Origin of the sequence: Micromonospora sp. WMMD961, assembly GCF_029626145.1 — a bacterium.
Classification (GTDB): domain Bacteria; phylum Actinomycetota; class Actinomycetes; order Mycobacteriales; family Micromonosporaceae; genus Micromonospora.
In genome coordinates this window covers 174,455-190,393 of record NZ_JARUBJ010000002.1, presented here as the reverse complement: position 1 = coordinate 190,393, position 15,939 = coordinate 174,455, and the positions used below count along the sequence as shown (strand labels likewise).

The following is a 15,939-nucleotide window of genomic DNA, read 5'->3' as shown; positions in this document are numbered from 1 at the left end:
ACCGTGGCCAGCAGTTCGGGCAGCCGACGGTCCAGCACGTCGCCGGCCAGGTACGCGCCCAGCAGCGCCGCGCCCAGCCCGTACGCTGCACCGACCATCTGCTCGGCGAGGCGCTGTCCACGGGTGCCACGCTGGATCTGATCCGGAAGCTGAAGGTGACACCATGACTGCTGAACCACGCTGGCGTACGTCGACCCGGTCCGGCGACACGGGCGGTGCCTGCGTCGAGGTGGCGGACAACGTGCCCGGTGTCGTGCTGGTCCGGGACAGCAAGGATCGCTCCGGCCCGGTCCTCACCTTCGCTCCGGCCGCCTGGCGTGGCTTCGTCGCCGATGCTGCCCAGACCTCAGGTCGCCGCCCCGGTTAGCGCCGCGGTGTGACCGTGGCCAGCAATTCGGGCAGCCGACGGTCCAGCACGTCGCCGGCCAGGTACGCGCCCAGCAGCGCCGCGCCCAGCCCGTAAGCCGCTCCGACCGGCAGGGCCAGCCAGAGCCAGGCGTCACCGAGCAGCGCGGCGGCCACCACCATCGGCACCGCGGCGACCGCCGAGGTGAGCATGGCCAGCAGGGTGAGCAACCCCTTCGTCAGGCCCGCGCCGCTGTTCATGGCGAACGGGTTGCTCGTCTCCGGCAGCGAGTACGCCCCGAGCACGGAGACCAGGCTGTTCACCGCCAGCCCGGCGCCGTAGGTGGCGACCAGACTGCCGGTCGTGAGCCCGATCCAGCCCGGTCGCCCGAGCAGCACCGACAGCACCACCGCCACGACCGCCAGCATCGGCAGCACGTACAGCGAGAAGGCCGTCATCCGTGCCCGTAGCTCGACCCGGCCGGGCACCCCGGCCACCACGTTCGCGGCGTACGCGCTGCCGTCGAAGCCGAACTGGTTGGCCAGGGTGACGGCGGCCAGCACGCCCACGAAGACCATCGAGATGGTGACCACGACCGGTGAGCTGTCACCGGCTGCCGCGGTAAACCCCTCGTCGTTCATGGCGGCGAAGTCCCCGCCCGTAACGTTGATCATCACCGGCACGAAGATGCCGACCACCGCGATCGTGATCAGGTTGGCCCGGCGGCGAGCGTCCCGCCACCAGTACCGGGCCTCCCGGGCCACCAGGGCACCGAACCGGTCCCGGCGGGCCCAGCCGGCGACCCGGGGAAACAGTTGCGCGACCGCGCCACCGGCGACTCCGCGCCGCACCGGGGCCTTACCACCGCTCGCCGCACCCACCATGGCCGACTCGATCGAGCGCGACCACCAGGCCAGCAGGGCGCCGAGCGCCACCACCGTGATCAGCAACTTGACCGGTGCCGCCCACACCCGCCCCTGGGCCACGTCGATGCCGGCCGTCCACGGTGCGCCGAGCGGCGTCCAGCCGATCACCGTCGCCGCGCCGGTCAGCCCGGTCCAGTCCGCCTCCCGCAGCGCGGCGAGGCCGAAGATCTGCAACGGGCCGAGAAGTGCGGCGACCACCGCCAGCAGCACGGCCGCCAGGTCCCGTACCCGGCGGGACCGCAGCATGGTGGCAAAGGCGCTGGTCACCGCCCGGCTGGCCGCCACGCAGAGCAGCAACCCCGCGACCACACCGACCACGGCCACCAACCCCGCCGACCAACCGCCCAGCGACCAGGAGGTCAGCACCAGCCCGAGCGTCGCGATCAGCACCGCCACCACCGGCACGCTGATCAGAGCCGCCGCGAACAGCCCGGTCACCAACGTGCGGCGGGGCAACGGCAGCAGCGCGAACCGGGCTGGGTCCAGCGTCTCGTCCACCCCGAAGAAGACCAGTGGCAGCAGTAGCCAGCCGAGCACCAGCAGGCCGCCGCCCGCAGCCGCGACCAGCACCGCGTACTGGCCCTCGCCGGTCAGGCCGGGCAGTGCGAAGAGGAGGAAACCGCTGGCGGCGAACCAGAGCCCGAGCATCGCGCCGCCGATGAACAGTGCGATCCGCCAACCCTGACCCCGAAAGTTGTTGCCCATCACCCGCAGCTTGAGCCGCACGAAGTGCCGAGCGGAGACCGTGCGTACGGGTGCCGTGGGCCCGGCTTCAGTGCTCACCGCGACAGCCACGACAGCTCCTCGCCCGTCGCAGTGCGCCCGCCGACCACCTCGACGAACACCTGCTCCAGCGAGCGGTCACCGCGGACCTCGTCGATCGTCCCGACCCGCTTGATGGTGCCGCCGGCCAGGATCGCCACGTGCGAGCAGAGCCGCTCGACGACCTCCATCACGTGACTGGAGAAGATCACCGTGCCGCCGCCGGCCGCGTACCGGGTGAGGATGTCCCGGATCAGCGCGGCGGAGACCGGGTCGACCGCCTCGAACGGCTCGTCCAGCACCAGCACCCGAGGACCGTGCAGCAGTGCGCAGGCCAGGCCGATCTTCTTCTTCATGCCGGCCGAGTAGTCCACCACCAGCGTCCGACCGGCGTCGGCCAGCGCCAGCACGTCCAGCAGCTCCGCAGCCCGCTGGTCGACCACCGCCGGGTCCATTCCCCGCAACAACCCGTTGTACGCGAGCAGCTCCGCCCCGGTCAGCCGGTCGAACAGGCGGACCCCGTCGGGCATCACGCCCAGCAGTTGCTTCGCGGCGACCGGGTCCTGCCAGACGTCCTGCCCGAGCACCCGGGCCGAGCCGGCGTCCGGCCGCAGCAGCCCGACCGCCATCGACAGGGTGGTGGTCTTGCCGGCGCCGTTCGGGCCGAGCAGGCCGTAGAAGGAGCCGGCGGGGACGTCCAGGTCGACGCCGGCCACCGCGATCGTGCCGTCGAACCGCTTGGCCAGGCCACGCAGTGCGAGCGCGGGATGCTCAACAGTCATGCGTCGACGCTATCCGGCGACCGCCAGTTCCGCCGTCCGGCGGCGGGCGGACCGGGATCATCCTGAAGTCGTAGGACGCTTGATCAGTTCCAGATGGCCGATCTGGAGTGGATCATGCGATCAGAGTCCTTGGTACGGGTGCTGGCGACCGTTCTCGCGCTCCCACTCCATCACGGCACGCGTACGGTCCGGGTCCTCCGCGAGCAACCGCCAGTACTGAGCCACCACGCGGCGGGCTTCCGGGAGGGGATAGTGGGCTTTGAGCACATCCCGCCAGAGATTCTGCAGGTCAACGCCACCGGCGCTGAGTTCCGCAGCCCACGCGTTGCCCTCCCAGCTTTCGCTCTGCTTCCGCCCTGCCGCGATGTCCTCCAGGTCGGCCAGCAGGTCGAGGCAGAGCTCGTGCACCACTTGGATGTCCCCGGTAAGCCACATTCCGATGCACTGAAGCCGTGGATCGGTCGTACGGTACTCAGCCCGACCTCGCTCGGTCCAGTAGAAGTCGATGGTGCTCAGGGAGTACCTCCAGGGTGCCGCAGAACGGGGTAACCGTGTCTGAGTGTGTCAGTGTCCGGATCGTAGAACCCTTCCAGTTCGACGTTGCGGAAGATGCTGGACCACCGCCCCGTCTCCGGGTCCTTGACCACATCGGGGGAGTTGAAACCGCGGTTCACGGCGTTGTCCACCTGTGCCGGTGTCCAATCGTCCGGGAAGAACGTGCTACCTCCTCGCTTCTCCCGCCATGCGCCGGTACGACGGTTCTGGAACGCGACTCGACCGTTGTAGACACCGGTTCTCGTGTCGCGGCGTGTCACTTTCAGCAACTTGGCACCGGGTGGATCGATGCCGCCTGGGCGGTGGTGCCAACCGGAGGCCCGGCCGTCACGCTCGCCCAGCAGCGTGTGCCGGAGCCGTTCCGGCGTCATACCGCCGGTTCCTTCTCCCGTGCGGGAACGTCTACGTTGCTTACGGATGTGTTCGAGAGCGGCGCGGACGAGCTTTCCTCCCCGGCCCCTACCCATCGAGGAGTGCGCCGATCACCTCGTCGATCAGCAGGCCGACGATCTCACGGGTGATCATCTGGAAGATCGGAATCTCTGCGAGGGTGGCGCCGAACGTGGCGGCCGCGGTCGCCACCGCCTGCGCGATCTGGACGCCGAGGATCACCAGTTGCACGATGACCTGGATCTTCAACGCCAGGACGATGGCTCCGACGATCATGAGCCCGGTGCCGGCGAGGGTTGCCGCCAGCGCCCCGTCCTGTAGGACCTGCGCCGGGCCGTCCTGCTCGGTCCAGTATCGCTGGAAGGCCTCGATGTCGGCCCCGGTGTTGCCGGCCGTGACCGGCTCGGCCGCCTGCCTCGCCTCCGCGGTCAGGGTCTGGAGGGTGCCGCTGAAGGCAAGCCAGCGCTGCCCCATCTCGACAAGGGCAGTCTCGTCCGCCTGCGGCCAGTCGTAACCGATCATGCTGAGAAAGGTGGCCAGCTCACCCGGCAGTTGCAGTCCCACGTCAGCTCACCCCAGTTGCTGGCCGAGGCCGGCCAGGCGCTCCGCGACTGCCCGCTCGTCCTCGTCGATCAGGTGCGCCATCCGGTTGAGGTCGACGCCGACCACGCCGAGTTCCTCGATCGCGGACTCGAAGCACTCGGCGGCGTACGCGGTCACCTCCTCGCAGGCGGCACCGATCAGGCTGCCGATGTCGTCGCCACCCCAGGGAGCGCCGAACCCTTGAAGGTCCGCCAGGAACGTGCGCAGCTCAGTGAGGAAACGGTCGGAGATGTCCTGCAGGTTGGTGCCGGCGTCGCGCAGCCCGTCCGGGTCCACAACCCGGGCCATCTCAGGGCCGCCTGCCGGAGGAAAGGCGTTCCTGGACGTCGCCGAGAGTGTCGATGATCCCCTGCAACTGCGGCACCGCGCTGCGCTGCACCTCGCGCAGTTGCTCCAGCAACGCCGCCGTGTCCGGCGCGGCAGCGACGGCGGCCAGCGCCGAGCGGAGGTCCGTCAGCGCGGAGTTGGTGGCCTCACGAATGTGCTCGGCGAGGGTCTCCGAGGGCTCTCGCATCATGCGGGGGTCGATCCAGACCGATTCGATCTGTCCACCCGGGATTGCCACGACCCGGACCATGCCGTCGGCCGCCTCCCCGGTGCCCTGCACGACCGGCACCGTTTCCGCCGCGCTGCCCGCGTCGCTGCGGCCGAGCGTCGACAGCAGTTCGTAGATCGATCTATTCAAATTCAAGGGGTAGGTCACGGACGCAGTGTAGTAAGTCCCTCACTGAGCCCTCAGCCCTTGTACGGGCACCTGGACCAGGTCACTGCATCCGGAGGGCTTCGGGCGTGTGCAGGCGGAGCATGGTGGCCGCGACGTCGGCCGGTGCCCGTCGACGGGTCGCCATCGACACCACGACCATCACGGTGAAGGCCAGCGGCACCGTCCAGGCGGCCGGCTGCGTGGTGAGCGTGGCCGGCCAACCGGACAACGGGGGGCCGAGCACGGTGACCAGCACCGCCCCGATCGCCGCCCCGCCGCCGACCAGCACCCCGGCGGCGGCGCCCAGGTCGGTCAGGCCCCGCCACCAGATGCCGAGCACCAGCAGCGGGCAGAAGCTCGACGCGGCGACCGCGAACGCCAGCCCGACCACCTGCGACACGTCCATCCCGGAGACGTGCAAGGCCAACACCGTCGGCACCGCTCCGGCGATCACCGTGGCCAGCCGGAAGCCGCGTACCGAGCCTCGGCCGAGAACATCCGTCGAGATCACCCCGGCGACGCTGGTCAGCAGCCCGGACGAGGTGGAGAGGAAGGCCGCGAACGCACCCGCCGAGACCAGTGCGGCGAGCAGCCGGCCCACCGTGCCGTCACCGAGGGCCGCGCCGGGCAGCAACACCACCACCGCGTCGGTCTGCCCGCTGACCAGCAACTGCGGCGTGTAGATCCGGCCGAGCACGCCGTACAGGGTGGGCAACAGGTAGAAGGCACCGACCAGGGCCAGCACGACCAGTGTGGTCCGGCGCGCCGCTGCGCCGTCCGGGTTCGTGTAGAAGCGGACCAGCACGTGCGGCAGGCCCATGGTGCCCAGGAACGTGGCGAGGATCAGCGAGTACGTGGCGAACAGTCCTCGGTCGTCGTCCCCCGCGGCGCTGGGCAGCAGCCAGTCGTTCGCCTCGGTCGCCACCCCGGACACCTCCGGCACCGGGTCACCGGCCGCGAAGGTCAACTCGTCGCCGGGGCGTACCTCCCGGATGTCACCGTCGGGCAGGGTGAGGGTCGCGCGGTGCTCGACCACGACGGTGGTCGCGGCCCGGAACGTCGGCCCGTCGGGCGGGGTCACCGCCGGGCGCCCGTCGGCCTGCCACTGCAGGGCCAGGAAGATCACCGGTACGGCGAGCGCGGTCAGCTTGAGCCAGTACTGGAACGCCTGCACGAAGGTGATCGCCCGCATTCCGCCCAGCGCCACGTTCGCGGTGACGACGGCCGCCACCAGCAGGGCCCCGAGTGGGTACGGGGAGCCGGCCACCGTGGCCAGGGTCAGCCCGGCGCCCTGGAGTTGCGGCACCAGGTACAGCCAGCCGATGAAGATCACGAAGGCGGTGGCCAGGATACGGAGCCGGCGTGACCCCAGCCGTAGCTCGCAGAAGTCGGGCAGCGTGAACGCGCCGGACCGGCGCAGCGGCGCGGCCACGAAGAGCAGCAGGGCCAGGTACCCGGCGGCGAACCCGACCGGGTACCAGAGCACGTCCACGCCGTACTTGAGGACCAGCCCGGCGATGCCGAGGAAGCTCGCCGCCGACAGGTACTCCCCGCCGATGGCGGCGGCGTTCCAGGTCGGACTGACCGCCCGCGACGCCACCAGGAAGTCGGACGTGGTCCGGGCCAACCGGAGCCCGTAGAAGCCGATCCCGACGGTGACCAGGGTGACCGCCACGATGGCCGGCACCACGAAATCGTTGCCCACCTCAGTGCTCCGGCCGCTGCACCAGGTCGGTGAAGTCCTGCTCGTTGCGTTCGGCCAGCCGCACGTACGCCCAGCCCACCCCGATCAGGAACGGGAAGGAGGCCACGCCGAGCAGCAGCCACGGCAGGTTGACGCCCGCGACCGTGGTCCGGCCGAGTGAGGGTGCGATGGCGAACAACCACGGCAACCCACCCAACCCGATGGCCACCACCAGTGAGAGCCGCAGCGCCAACGCGAGCTGGGCCCGGACCAGGCCGCGGACCAGCGCCTCACCGACCTGGGTCTGCTGGGCCAACTCGGCGCGGGTCCGCTCGGCACGGGTGTCCTGCCGGGTGATGTCGGCCAGCACGATCCGGGTCCGCCGGGGCGGCGGTACCGCACCGCCCGACCCGACGTCAGGGAGTTGCTTGGCCACCCCGGCAGTCTCGCCCGCCGTGCGCGATTGTCAAGCCGTGACGGTCACCGGTATCCGGTGCCGGGGCAGTCCACCCGCGCGGTCACCCGGATCGAGCCGAGTTCACGCCGCGCCCGTTCCCGGCCGAGGTTCGTCGCCCACAGACCGTCCCGGGGCAACTCGGCGGCGATCTGCCCCAGCGCGCAGACGCGTACCGGCTCGGGCAACCGGACCAGTGCCGGTACGGCGTCCGCCGACAGCCCGGACAGGTAACCGACGTCCAGGCGGCCGGTCTGCAGGTACCGGTCGACGTTGCGCTCGGCGATCAAGCGGTCCGGGTTGACCAGGGCCAGGCCGAGCAGCGCCAGCACCGCCGTGCCGATCACCAACCGGGGCAGCCAGTCCGCCCGCAGCCGCACCACAGCCACCCCGACGAGTACGAAGAGCAGCCCGAGCCACAGCTCGATGGTCGCCACGACGAGCCGTAGCCGGGTGGCGCCGTACGCGTCCGCGTAGACCTGCATCCGGTAGAGCGCCGAGCCGACGATCACCAGGGTGAGCCCGGTGAGCGCACCGAGCAGTACGCGCACCAGCAGGCGGTCCGCCCGGGTGGCCTTCGGCGCGCGGCGGGCGGCGACGGCGATCACCAAAAGAGTGAGCGCGGTGACGGCGAGTAGTTGCCAGAACCCGCCGCGGGCGTACTGGGCGTAGGTGAGCCCGGCCGTACGCAGCACGTGCCCGGCGCCACCGAACAACACGGTCAACTGGACCAGCACGAACACGGCGAACAGGGCGACGAGCATCCCCAGCGGGAGGGTCCACTCCAGCCGGTGCGCCGTCCGGGGTGGTTTCGGGCGTAGACCCTCCAGGTCGGGTGGGCGACTGACCAGGAACGCGCCCCCGAGCAGGCCCCCGCCGATCAGCAACAGCCGTGCCAGCCAGTCGAACACACCTGCCGACGAGACGTCGGGCAGCAGGCCGGTGACCAGGTCGGCGAAGACCGCGTCGGCGGAGGAGAAGAGCAGACCGAACAGCATCAGCAGTGCGGCGGAGATGGCCAGGCTGGTCAGGATGCGCCCGATCGGGACACCCGAGGCGGGCGACCGCTTGCTCTGCAGCCCGCGTACCGCCCAGGGGAGCGCCCGTACCGTCGCGGCCGGCGGCAGCGTCGCGGCGACGAGCATTCCGAGTGGGCTCCGCCCGCCGGTCAGCGCCAGCGTGCCGGTCACCGCCGCCGCGAGTAGGCACAGGACGAAGAGCCAACCGGCCGCCCGGACCGTGCCGACGGCTACCAACGCGATCGTCGCGGCGACCCAGACGACCTGTGCCACCCGCCCCGGTGCCCCCGTGGCACCGGGACGGGCGGCGGTCGCCGCAGGTGGCGTGGTGGCCGGTGCGGTCGAAACGCTCCTCGGCTCCGGTGTCGCGGGGCTCGTCGGTCCCGGTGTCGTCGTGGCCTTTGGCGGGTTGGCGGATTCCGGCGTCGGCGCGGCCGTGGAAGGGCTGGTCGGCTGCGTCGTCGGCGAAGACGCGGCGGCGGTGCCGGGCGTGGTCGTGGTGCCGACGGCGGCGGTGGCGAGGGCGGCGACGCCGGCCAGCGCCGCCACCAGCCAGCCGAGACCGGGGCGAACGACGGTGAGCGCGGACGCGCCGACGACGGTCGCCGCCGTCAGTGCGGCCAGGACCAGCGGCCGGGCCGCCCCGGACGGTCCCGGCCAGCGCCGTTCGGTGAACGACGGCGGCCGGGGCAGGACCGGCGCGGGCGGCCAGGGCTGAAGTTGACCGGTGGCCGGCGGGGTGGCCGGGCCGGGTCTGACAGTCGGGGGGACCTGCGATCCGGTCGGCCCGGGGGCCGGAACGGGAACGCTGCCAGGGCTGGTCATGCGGCCTCTTCTCGATGGGACCCGTTGCTCGGGATGCTGACCTGGATGCGGCAACCGGGCCGGTCGTCCCGGTGTGGACCGATGGGGTCGAGGACGGCGATCTGGCCGCCGTGCAGCTCGACGACCCATCGGGCGATCGCCAGGCCGAGACCCGTTCCGCCGCCGGCCGACCGGTCGCCGCGGGTGAACCGCTCGAAGACCCGGGACCGCTCGCCCGGCGGGATGCCCTGGCCCTCGTCGCTCACCTCGAAGCGGAGGTGGTCACCGTGTTCTTCGACGCTGACCCGGACGAGTCCGCCCGGTGGGCTGTGCCGCGCCGCGTTGTCGAGCAGGTTCGCGAAGACCTGGTGCAGCCGCCACGGGTCCGCGTTCACCCACAGCGGCGACGGCAGGTCACGAAGCTCGAACCGCACGTCCAGGCCGGCACCGGACGCGCTCGCGGTGGCGTGCTCCACCGCCTCGTCGAGGAAGTCGCCCACGTCGATCCGCACCCGCCGCAACGGCACCACGCCGGCGTCGAGGCGGGACAGGTCGAGCAGGTCGGCGACGAGGTGTCCGAGTCGTTCGGTCTGGGCCAACGCCGAACGCAGCGCCGCGGGCTCGGGGTCGGCCACCCCGTCCACCATGTTCTCCAACACGCCCTGCAACGCCGTGATCGGCGTACGGAGTTCGTGCGAGACGTTGGCGATCAACTCACGCCGGCGCTGGTCCGAGGCGTGCAGGTCCTCGGCCATCTTGTTGAAGGCCTGAGCCAGTTCACCGACCTCGTCCCGGGAGGTGGCGCGTACCCGTCGCGTGTAGTCACCCCGGGCCATCGCGCCGGCCGCGGCCGTCATCTCGCGCAGCGGCGACGTCATCCCGTGGGCGAGTATCTGCGAGGTGACCAGCGCGATGGAGATGACCGTGATCGAGGTGCCCGGTGGAAGCCATCCGATGCCGTACCAGAAGTAGCCGATGGCCACGGCCCAGGAGGCGACCAGCAGGACGCCGAGCTTCATCTTGATCGACCGGACCGGATCCAGCGGACGGGGCAGTACCTGATCCAGCCAGTCCACGAGCCGGCCGGTCACGCGGGAAGGTCCAGGGCGTACCCGACTCCGTGCACGGTGCGGATCAGGTCGGCACCGAGCTTGCGGCGCAGCGCCTTGATGTGACTGTCCACCGTGCGGGTGCCGCTCCCGTCGACCCATCCCCAGACCTCGGCGAGCAGCCGCTCTCGGGGCAGCACCGTGCGGGGGCGCCCGGCGAGGTGAACCAGCAGGTCGAACTCGGTCGGGGTGAGGTGCACGTCGGCACCGTCCAGGCGGACTCGCCGCTCGGCCTCGTTGATCTCGATGTCGCCGATCCGGATGGCGGGCGACGCGGGAGTGGCGGCCCGGTCCACCCGGCGCAGCAGGACATGCACCCGTGCGGCCAGCTCCCGCATCGAGAACGGTTTCGTGAGGTAGTCGTCAGCGCCGACCGCGAGCCCCACCAGCAGGTCGGTCTCGTCGTCCCGGGCGGTGAGCATCAGCACCGGCACCGGCCGGTCGGTCTGGATCCGGCGGCACACCTCCAGGCCGTCGAAGCCGGGCAGCATCACGTCGAGGACGACGAGGTCCGGATGCCCGGCGTGGAACTGCGCGACGGCGCTCGGCCCGTCCATGGCGATCTCCACCGCGAAACCTTCGGCCCTCAGTCGAACCGCGATGGATTCGGCGATGGTCCGTTCGTCCTCGACCACCAGTACCCGACGTTGCGTCATGGGTCCTGACTGTAGGGAGTGGCCGTGGAGATCAGTGGGTGGCGTTGTGAATAACCTGTGGAGAACGGCTCACGCCTGTGGATAACCCGGCGAGCATGCCGGCTGAAGTCCGTAAACACCGAAGCGGGGCCGGTGGCACAGTGCCACCGGCCCCGCCACGTCGACCGTCAGCTGGTCGGTACCACCAGCGCCACGGACATGCTGCCGCTGGCCGGGACGGTGAACCGCTCCAACTTGCGGGTGCCGTCGGGTTGGGTGACCAGGTAGCGGCCGTCGAAGTACGCGTCGCCGAGCGACACGTTGTAGGTGAAGAAGATCCGCTGCGGCCCCTTGAGGCGCATGCTGAACTGCCCCTCGCTGATCCAGCCGCTGCCCGCGATGTCGCCGGTGTCGACGCTGCGCGCGACGACGAACCCACTGTCGAAGGGAGTGCCGTCCGGCGTACGGATGGTGCCGCTCAGCTCGGTGCCCTGGTCGAGTTGGGCGTCGTAGGTCGCGGCCGCCCCGGCGGTCACCGTCACCGGAGTGGCGGTGAACCGGCTGGTCTTGTCGCCGGACCACTCGCTGGCGTACTGATAGCCGCCGACCATCAACGGCCAGGAGTACGGGCCCAGCCGCTTGAGGGTGTAATTGCCGTTCTCGTCGGTGGTGGCGTCCTCGGCACCGACCCCGGGGTGGGCGGTCAGGATCGACACACCGACGTTCGGCATCGGCTGCCCCGACGGGTCGGTGATCCTGCCGGTGATCGTGCCGGCCCGGTCCAACTTCACCTGCGGCGCGGTGGCGACCTGACCAGCGGTCGCCGTGACCACTGCGGCCTCCCGCTCGTCGCCACTGCCACCGTCGGCACCCACCCACTGGCGGCCGTAGGTGTCGTTGCGGGGCACCGCGAGGAGCTTGTAGCTGCCGGCGGTGAGCGGCCCGACCCGGATCCGGCCGTTGCTGTCGCTGCAGTCGCCGTAGCCGTCGCGGAGCGAAACCTGCTTGGGCAGGAACGCGTCCAGGCAGATGTTCGGCACGGGCGACCCGCTCTGCCGGTCGACGATGGTGGCGCTGATGACCGCGGCGGGCTTCAGCTTCACTGTCAGCTTGGTGTCGCTGTTCGCCTTGACCCGCACCCCGGTCACCTCGCGGTTGAAGTGAAGCTCATCCGGTGCGTCCAGGTAGATGGTGTGGCGGCCCTGCGGCAGGTCGGTGACGGTCGCCGTGCCGGTGCCGTTGCTGCAGACCGACTGGGCGCAGAAGTCAGCGATCGGGGCGCCGGTGACCGAGTCGACGGCGGACACGGTGACCGTGCCGGTGCCGAGCAGGCTGTCCTTGATGGACGTCGTCTGCCCGCCCCGGACCTCGACGACGTCGGCCTCCTCGCGGGTCAACGTGCCGCGGTAGTACTGCTGCCGATCGCCGGCGCTCAGACCGACCTTGTACGCGCCCTGAAGGACCTGGACGGAGAACTCACCGTTCGCGTCGGTCTGCGTCCACGCTCCGCCGTAGGAGTTGGCGGCGCTGACGTCGACCGACGCATCAACGAGCGGAGCGCCGGCGGCGGTGGTGAACCGTCCGGCCAGCACGCCCGTCGGCAACACGGTGTCGTTGACCACTGTCGTCTCGTCCGCCTTCACCTGGAAGACGTCCGCGCTCTCCGCGTCGAGCTTCCCGGGCACGTACTGCTCCTGGTAGGAGCCCTCGATCGGGCGCATGCTCACGACGTAGCCACCCGGTTTCACGGCGATCGTGAACCGGCCCTGGTCGTCGGTGCGGCCCCAGGCCAGGGCACCGGTGTCGGACTCCCGGGCGTCCACACTGAGATCCACAACCGGGTCGCCGGCGGTGTCGACGAGACGGCCCGCGATGGTGCCGATCTCGAAGAGCTGCTCGTCGACCCGGGTGGTGCCGCCCTCGGTGACCGTGATCGGATCGGCGTCGAAGGGACTGACCTTCTGGTGGTGGTACTGCTCGGGCCGATCCATGGCGAAGTAGCCGACCAGGTACGAGCCGGCCCGCAGCCCGCCGAGGCTGTAGTTGCCGTCGGAGTCCGTGTTGGTGGAGCTGACGTACGCGTAGCTGTCGCTCCGGTAGAGCTGCACCTGGACCTCGGCGGCGGGGGTGCCGGTGTTGGTGGTGACTCGTCCACTGACGACGCCTGTCGGCGCGGCCTGGGCCGGAGTGGCCCCGGGCAGCACGAGTGCCGCCACGACGGCACCGGCCAGCAGGCCGCGGCGGCCTGGGATTAGCTGCATCGATGTCCCAACGTGATGGTGGTGGGGCGATCGAGCAGACTCCGCCTGCCCCGAGCCGGCGCCCCGTACGCGAATCGGTGTCAGGAGAATAGGTCACGGGTGATGACTGCGGGGTGCCCGGTCGGTCGGATCCGCACGACCGGGCATTTCCCCTCGTAGATGCTCAGTCCAGGCCGACGCGCTCCGGCCGGGCCGAGGCGGAGCCGAGCCAGGTGTGCGGGTTGCCGTACCAGCACCAGCCCAACTTCGGTGCGCCCTGACTGATCCAGAGCGCCGGCACCCGCTTGTCGCCGCACCGGGATCCGACGAGCGAGAAGCACCTGTTGCTCGCCAGCGCGGCCGGGTGCAGCGTGACGAAGGCCAGCCCTTCGTCGATGGTGAGCGGCAGTCGACCTTGGGCGGTGATCCCCTCCATGGCCGTGGCCGGGGCCAGGTTGCGGAACTCCTCGCCCCGGTCGACGTCGAAGAGCAGGTACGCGGGCCCGGCCGGCACCTCCAACTCCTTGATTGGGTCGAAGCGCGGCAGGTCGTCCTCGGCGTAGTTGCGGTCGAGGACGCCGGGCTTGCGCTTGCCGGCAAGCGTGGTGAGGCCCAGCCGTTCCGGCACCCCGACCAGGTCCCGGGTGATCACCAGTAGGAACGGCACCCGCGCGTCGGTGGGGGCGGGCAGCCCGGCGGTGCCGTCGACCGCCCTGGCACGCAGTGGCGCGACCAGGTCCCGGAAGGCGGTCTCGGACAGCCCGGCCAGGGCCGGGTAGCCCAGGTGCACCAGGCGGTCGACCTGGCGGTCGAACTCGGTCTCGGCGTCGAACGGGGTCACGGTCACGGCAGCCTCCCGGAAGTCGTACGGACTAGCGTACAACGTACGGTAGGTGCCGTTCCATTCCCGGCTCAGCGATTCCAGTCCTGCTTCGCGGCCCTGACCAGCTTGTCCTTCAGCTCCCGGGTGTGCCGCCGGCTCACCGGCAGCTCGGTGCCGTCGATCACCACGACATAGCCGGAGTTGACCAACCGCAACTCCGCGATCAACTTCAACTGCACCAGATACGACCGGTGTACGCGGACGAAACCGGCATCGGCCCAGCGCTCCGCCAACGTGGCGAGCGAGACCCGCACCAGGTGCGACCCCTCCGCGGTGTGCAACCGGGCGTAGTCCCCCTGCGCCTCCACCCACCGCACCGCCGAACGGGGCAGCATCCGCGTCGTGCCGGCCAACTCGATGGGGATGGTCGGGTCCTCCTCGGCGCGGGCCATAGCCGCCGGGTGCGACGGCACCACCCGCGACCCGATCACCCGACGAAGGGACTCGGCCAACCGGTCGGCGCGCACCGGTTTGCGGACGTAGTCGGTGGCACCCAGGTCGAAGGCGTCCACCGCGCCGTCGTCGTACGCGGTGACGAACACGATCGCCGGCGGCCGGGCGAACCGGCGCAACACGCGGGCCAACTCCATCCCGTCCAACCCGGGCATCCGGATGTCCAGGAAGACCACGTCCACGTCACCGTCGCGGAGCAGCCGCAGCGCCTCGGTCGCGTCGCCGGCGGTGTGCAGCCGCGCTACCCGGGGGTCGGCCCGAAGGTGGTACGCCAGCTCGTCGAGCGCGGGCGGCTCGTCGTCCACCGCCAGCACCCGGAGGAAACCGGACGCGCTCACCGCGGCCGTCCCGGTGCGCTCGGTCACGACCCTGCCCGTACGCCCGGGTGGAACTTCGGCACCCGCATGCTCACCTTCGTGCCCGAGCCCAGCCCGGTCTCCACGACCAGGCCGAACCGGTCTCCGAAGACCGACCGCAGCCGCTCGTCGACGTTGGAGAGGCCGACGTGCTGGCCCGTGTCGTCACCCGGGTCACCGGTGCCGCGGGCCAGCTCGGCGATGCCGGCGGTCAGCGTGGTCGGATCCATTCCCACTCCGTCGTCCTCCACCGTGATGTGGCATTCGGCGCCCGCGTCCCGGGCCTCGATGCTCACCATGCCCGTGCCCGGCTTGCGGGACAACCCGTGGCGGACCGCGTTCTCCACCAGCGGCTGGAGGCAGAGGAACGGCAGGGTCACCGGCAGCACCTCCGGGGCGATCTGCAACCGCACCTGCAACCGGTCGCCGAACCGGGCCCGCTCGATGGTCAGGTAACGGTCGATGGAGCGCAACTCCTCGGCGAGGGTGGTGAACTCACCGTGCGCCCGGAACGAGTACCTGGTGAACTCCGCGAACTCCAGGATCAGCTCCCGGGCCCGCTCCGGGTCGGTGCGGACGAACGAGCCGATCGCGGTCAGCGCGTTGTAGATGAAGTGCGGGCTGATCTGCGCCCGCAACGCGCGGATCTCGGCGCGCGCCAGCCGCTCCCGCGACGAGTCCAGCTCGGCCAGGGCGAGCTGGTTACCGGCCCAGTGCGCCGTCTCCAGGGTGGCCTGCACCAACCCCGGAGGCGGTGGGCTGTCGGCCACGGCCACCAGCGCGCCAACCACCCGCCCATCGGCCCCCTGCAACGGCGCGACCACCGCCCCGCGGATCGGGCAGTCCACCCGGTCGCAGTGCAGCTCCTGCTCACCGAGTACGGTCGATCGGCCGGAGTCCACCGTCCGCTGGGCCGCCGCGAGCAACTGCTCGCCGTGGTGCGTGCCGCGACCGTCGAGGGCCAGCAGCCGGTCGGCGTCGGTGAGCGCCAGCCCGACCGCGCCCACCAGCGCCCGCAGATGGCGTACGGCCTTCGTCGCGCCCGCCTCGCTCAGCCCCGCCCGCAGCGGCTCCGCGGCCAGGCCGGCGGTGTGCAGGACCTCGTAGGTGGCCCGCTGGGTGGCGGTGGCGATGCCCCGGCGGGCCCGCAGCCGCAGCACCGCCAGCAGCGCCGCGGTCAGCGCGGTGACGAGGGAGACGACGCCGACCACGGCGGAGAGGTTGGCAGCCACGCA

The 15,939-nt window shown here is 71.1% G+C and carries 18 protein-coding genes; 2 read left to right on the top strand and 16 right to left on the bottom strand.

The features are described 5' to 3' along the window. Positions 1-163: 163 nt before the first annotated feature. Positions 164-367, top strand: coding sequence for a DUF397 domain-containing protein (locus tag O7614_RS00990; protein ID WP_278136625.1), 204 nt, complete (start codon positions 164-166; stop codon positions 365-367). Here O7614_RS00990 and O7614_RS00985 read toward each other — a convergent pair. The 10 genes from O7614_RS00985 to O7614_RS00940 all read right to left on the bottom strand — a co-directional run bounded on the left by O7614_RS00985 (position 364) and on the right by O7614_RS00940 (position 8,497). Then, a complete protein-coding gene (locus tag O7614_RS00985) occupies positions 364-2,067 on the bottom strand; it encodes an ABC transporter permease (RefSeq protein WP_278136624.1) in 1,704 nt (567 codons plus the stop codon). The two genes, O7614_RS00990 and O7614_RS00985, sit on opposite strands and share 4 nt — an antisense overlap. After that, a complete protein-coding gene (locus O7614_RS00980) occupies positions 2,052-2,816 on the bottom strand; it encodes an ABC transporter ATP-binding protein (RefSeq protein WP_278136623.1) in 765 nt (254 codons plus the stop codon). The genes O7614_RS00985 and O7614_RS00980 overlap by 16 nt, the downstream gene beginning before the upstream one ends. A gap of 120 nt (positions 2,817-2,936) precedes the next feature. Continuing rightward, positions 2,937-3,227, bottom strand: a complete 291-nt coding sequence (locus tag O7614_RS00975) for a hypothetical protein (protein ID WP_278136622.1) — start codon at positions 3,225-3,227, stop codon at positions 2,937-2,939. A gap of 101 nt (positions 3,228-3,328) precedes the next feature. Then, positions 3,329-3,742: an EndoU domain-containing protein gene (locus tag O7614_RS00970; RefSeq protein WP_278136621.1), complete on the bottom strand. Its 414-nt coding sequence runs from the start codon at positions 3,740-3,742 to the stop codon at positions 3,329-3,331. Positions 3,743-3,830: 88 nt separating this feature from the next. Beyond that, a complete protein-coding gene (locus tag O7614_RS00965) occupies positions 3,831-4,325 on the bottom strand; it encodes a hypothetical protein (RefSeq protein ID WP_278136620.1) in 495 nt (164 codons plus the stop codon). Positions 4,326-4,331: 6 nt separating this feature from the next. After that, entirely contained in the window at positions 4,332-4,652 is a 321-nt protein-coding gene (locus O7614_RS00960; RefSeq protein ID WP_278136619.1) for a hypothetical protein, read from the bottom strand. A 1-nt stretch (position 4,653) separates the two neighbouring features. Further along, on the bottom strand, positions 4,654-5,067 hold the full coding sequence (locus O7614_RS00955) for a YbaB/EbfC family nucleoid-associated protein (RefSeq protein ID WP_278136618.1): 414 nt from the start codon (positions 5,065-5,067) through the stop codon (positions 4,654-4,656). Between the two features lie 61 nt (positions 5,068-5,128). Further along, the gene (locus O7614_RS00950; protein WP_278136617.1) at positions 5,129-6,772 is read right to left on the bottom strand and encodes a cation acetate symporter; all 1,644 of its coding nucleotides are present in this window, start codon (positions 6,770-6,772) and stop codon (positions 5,129-5,131) included. A 1-nt stretch (position 6,773) separates the two neighbouring features. After that, on the bottom strand, positions 6,774-7,187 hold the full coding sequence (locus O7614_RS00945) for a hypothetical protein (protein WP_278136616.1): 414 nt from the start codon (positions 7,185-7,187) through the stop codon (positions 6,774-6,776). 44 nt (positions 7,188-7,231) lie between these two features. Further along, positions 7,232-8,497, bottom strand: a complete 1,266-nt coding sequence (locus O7614_RS00940) for a DUF4173 domain-containing protein (RefSeq protein WP_278136615.1) — start codon at positions 8,495-8,497, stop codon at positions 7,232-7,234. Positions 8,498-8,513: 16 nt separating this feature from the next. On the opposite strand from O7614_RS00940, the gene O7614_RS00935 reads away from it, so the two are divergent. Next, a complete protein-coding gene (locus O7614_RS00935) occupies positions 8,514-8,942 on the top strand; it encodes a hypothetical protein (RefSeq protein ID WP_278136614.1) in 429 nt (142 codons plus the stop codon). A 103-nt stretch (positions 8,943-9,045) separates the two neighbouring features. Here the strand turns inward: O7614_RS00935 and O7614_RS00930 are convergent, their stop codons facing one another. From O7614_RS00930 to O7614_RS00905, 6 genes are all read right to left on the bottom strand, one after another. Further along, positions 9,046-10,047: a HAMP domain-containing sensor histidine kinase gene (locus O7614_RS00930; protein ID WP_278142100.1), complete on the bottom strand. Its 1,002-nt coding sequence runs from the start codon at positions 10,045-10,047 to the stop codon at positions 9,046-9,048. Between the two features lie 68 nt (positions 10,048-10,115). After that, positions 10,116-10,793 (bottom strand): response regulator transcription factor, encoded by a 678-nt coding sequence (locus O7614_RS00925; protein WP_278136613.1) that lies wholly within the window; start codon positions 10,791-10,793, stop codon positions 10,116-10,118. 167 nt (positions 10,794-10,960) lie between these two features. Continuing rightward, positions 10,961-13,033 carry a carboxypeptidase-like regulatory domain-containing protein gene (locus O7614_RS00920; protein ID WP_278136612.1) on the bottom strand — a complete coding sequence of 691 codons (2,073 nt, stop codon included), beginning with the start codon at positions 13,031-13,033 and terminating at the stop codon, positions 10,961-10,963. A 163-nt stretch (positions 13,034-13,196) separates the two neighbouring features. Further along, positions 13,197-13,859, bottom strand: coding sequence for a DUF5701 family protein (locus O7614_RS00915; RefSeq protein ID WP_278136611.1), 663 nt, complete (start codon positions 13,857-13,859; stop codon positions 13,197-13,199). Between the two features lie 65 nt (positions 13,860-13,924). Continuing rightward, positions 13,925-14,686: a LytTR family DNA-binding domain-containing protein gene (locus O7614_RS00910; RefSeq protein WP_278142099.1), complete on the bottom strand. Its 762-nt coding sequence runs from the start codon at positions 14,684-14,686 to the stop codon at positions 13,925-13,927. Between the two features lie 23 nt (positions 14,687-14,709). Further along, positions 14,710-15,936, bottom strand: coding sequence for a histidine kinase (locus O7614_RS00905; protein WP_278136610.1), 1,227 nt, complete (start codon positions 15,934-15,936; stop codon positions 14,710-14,712). Positions 15,937-15,939 lie beyond the last annotated feature (3 nt).

Bases quoted from the DNA above. Each gene is read 5' to 3' on its own strand.
- O7614_RS00990 (WP_278136625.1), top strand. From the start codon at position 164: ATGACTGCTGAACCACGCTGGCGTACGTCGACCCGGTCCGGCGACACG.
- O7614_RS00980 (WP_278136623.1), bottom strand. From the start codon at position 2,816: ATGACTGTTGAGCATCCCGCGCTCGCACTGCGTGGCCTGGCCAAGCGG.
- O7614_RS00970 (WP_278136621.1), bottom strand. From the start codon at position 3,742: ATGACGCCGGAACGGCTCCGGCACACGCTGCTGGGCGAGCGTGACGGC.
- O7614_RS00960 (WP_278136619.1), bottom strand. From the start codon at position 4,652: ATGGCCCGGGTTGTGGACCCGGACGGGCTGCGCGACGCCGGCACCAAC.
- O7614_RS00930 (WP_278142100.1), bottom strand. From the start codon at position 10,047: ATGAAGCTCGGCGTCCTGCTGGTCGCCTCCTGGGCCGTGGCCATCGGC.
- O7614_RS00925 (WP_278136613.1), bottom strand. From the start codon at position 10,793: ATGACGCAACGTCGGGTACTGGTGGTCGAGGACGAACGGACCATCGCC.
- O7614_RS00920 (WP_278136612.1), bottom strand. From the start codon at position 13,033: ATGCAGCTAATCCCAGGCCGCCGCGGCCTGCTGGCCGGTGCCGTCGTG.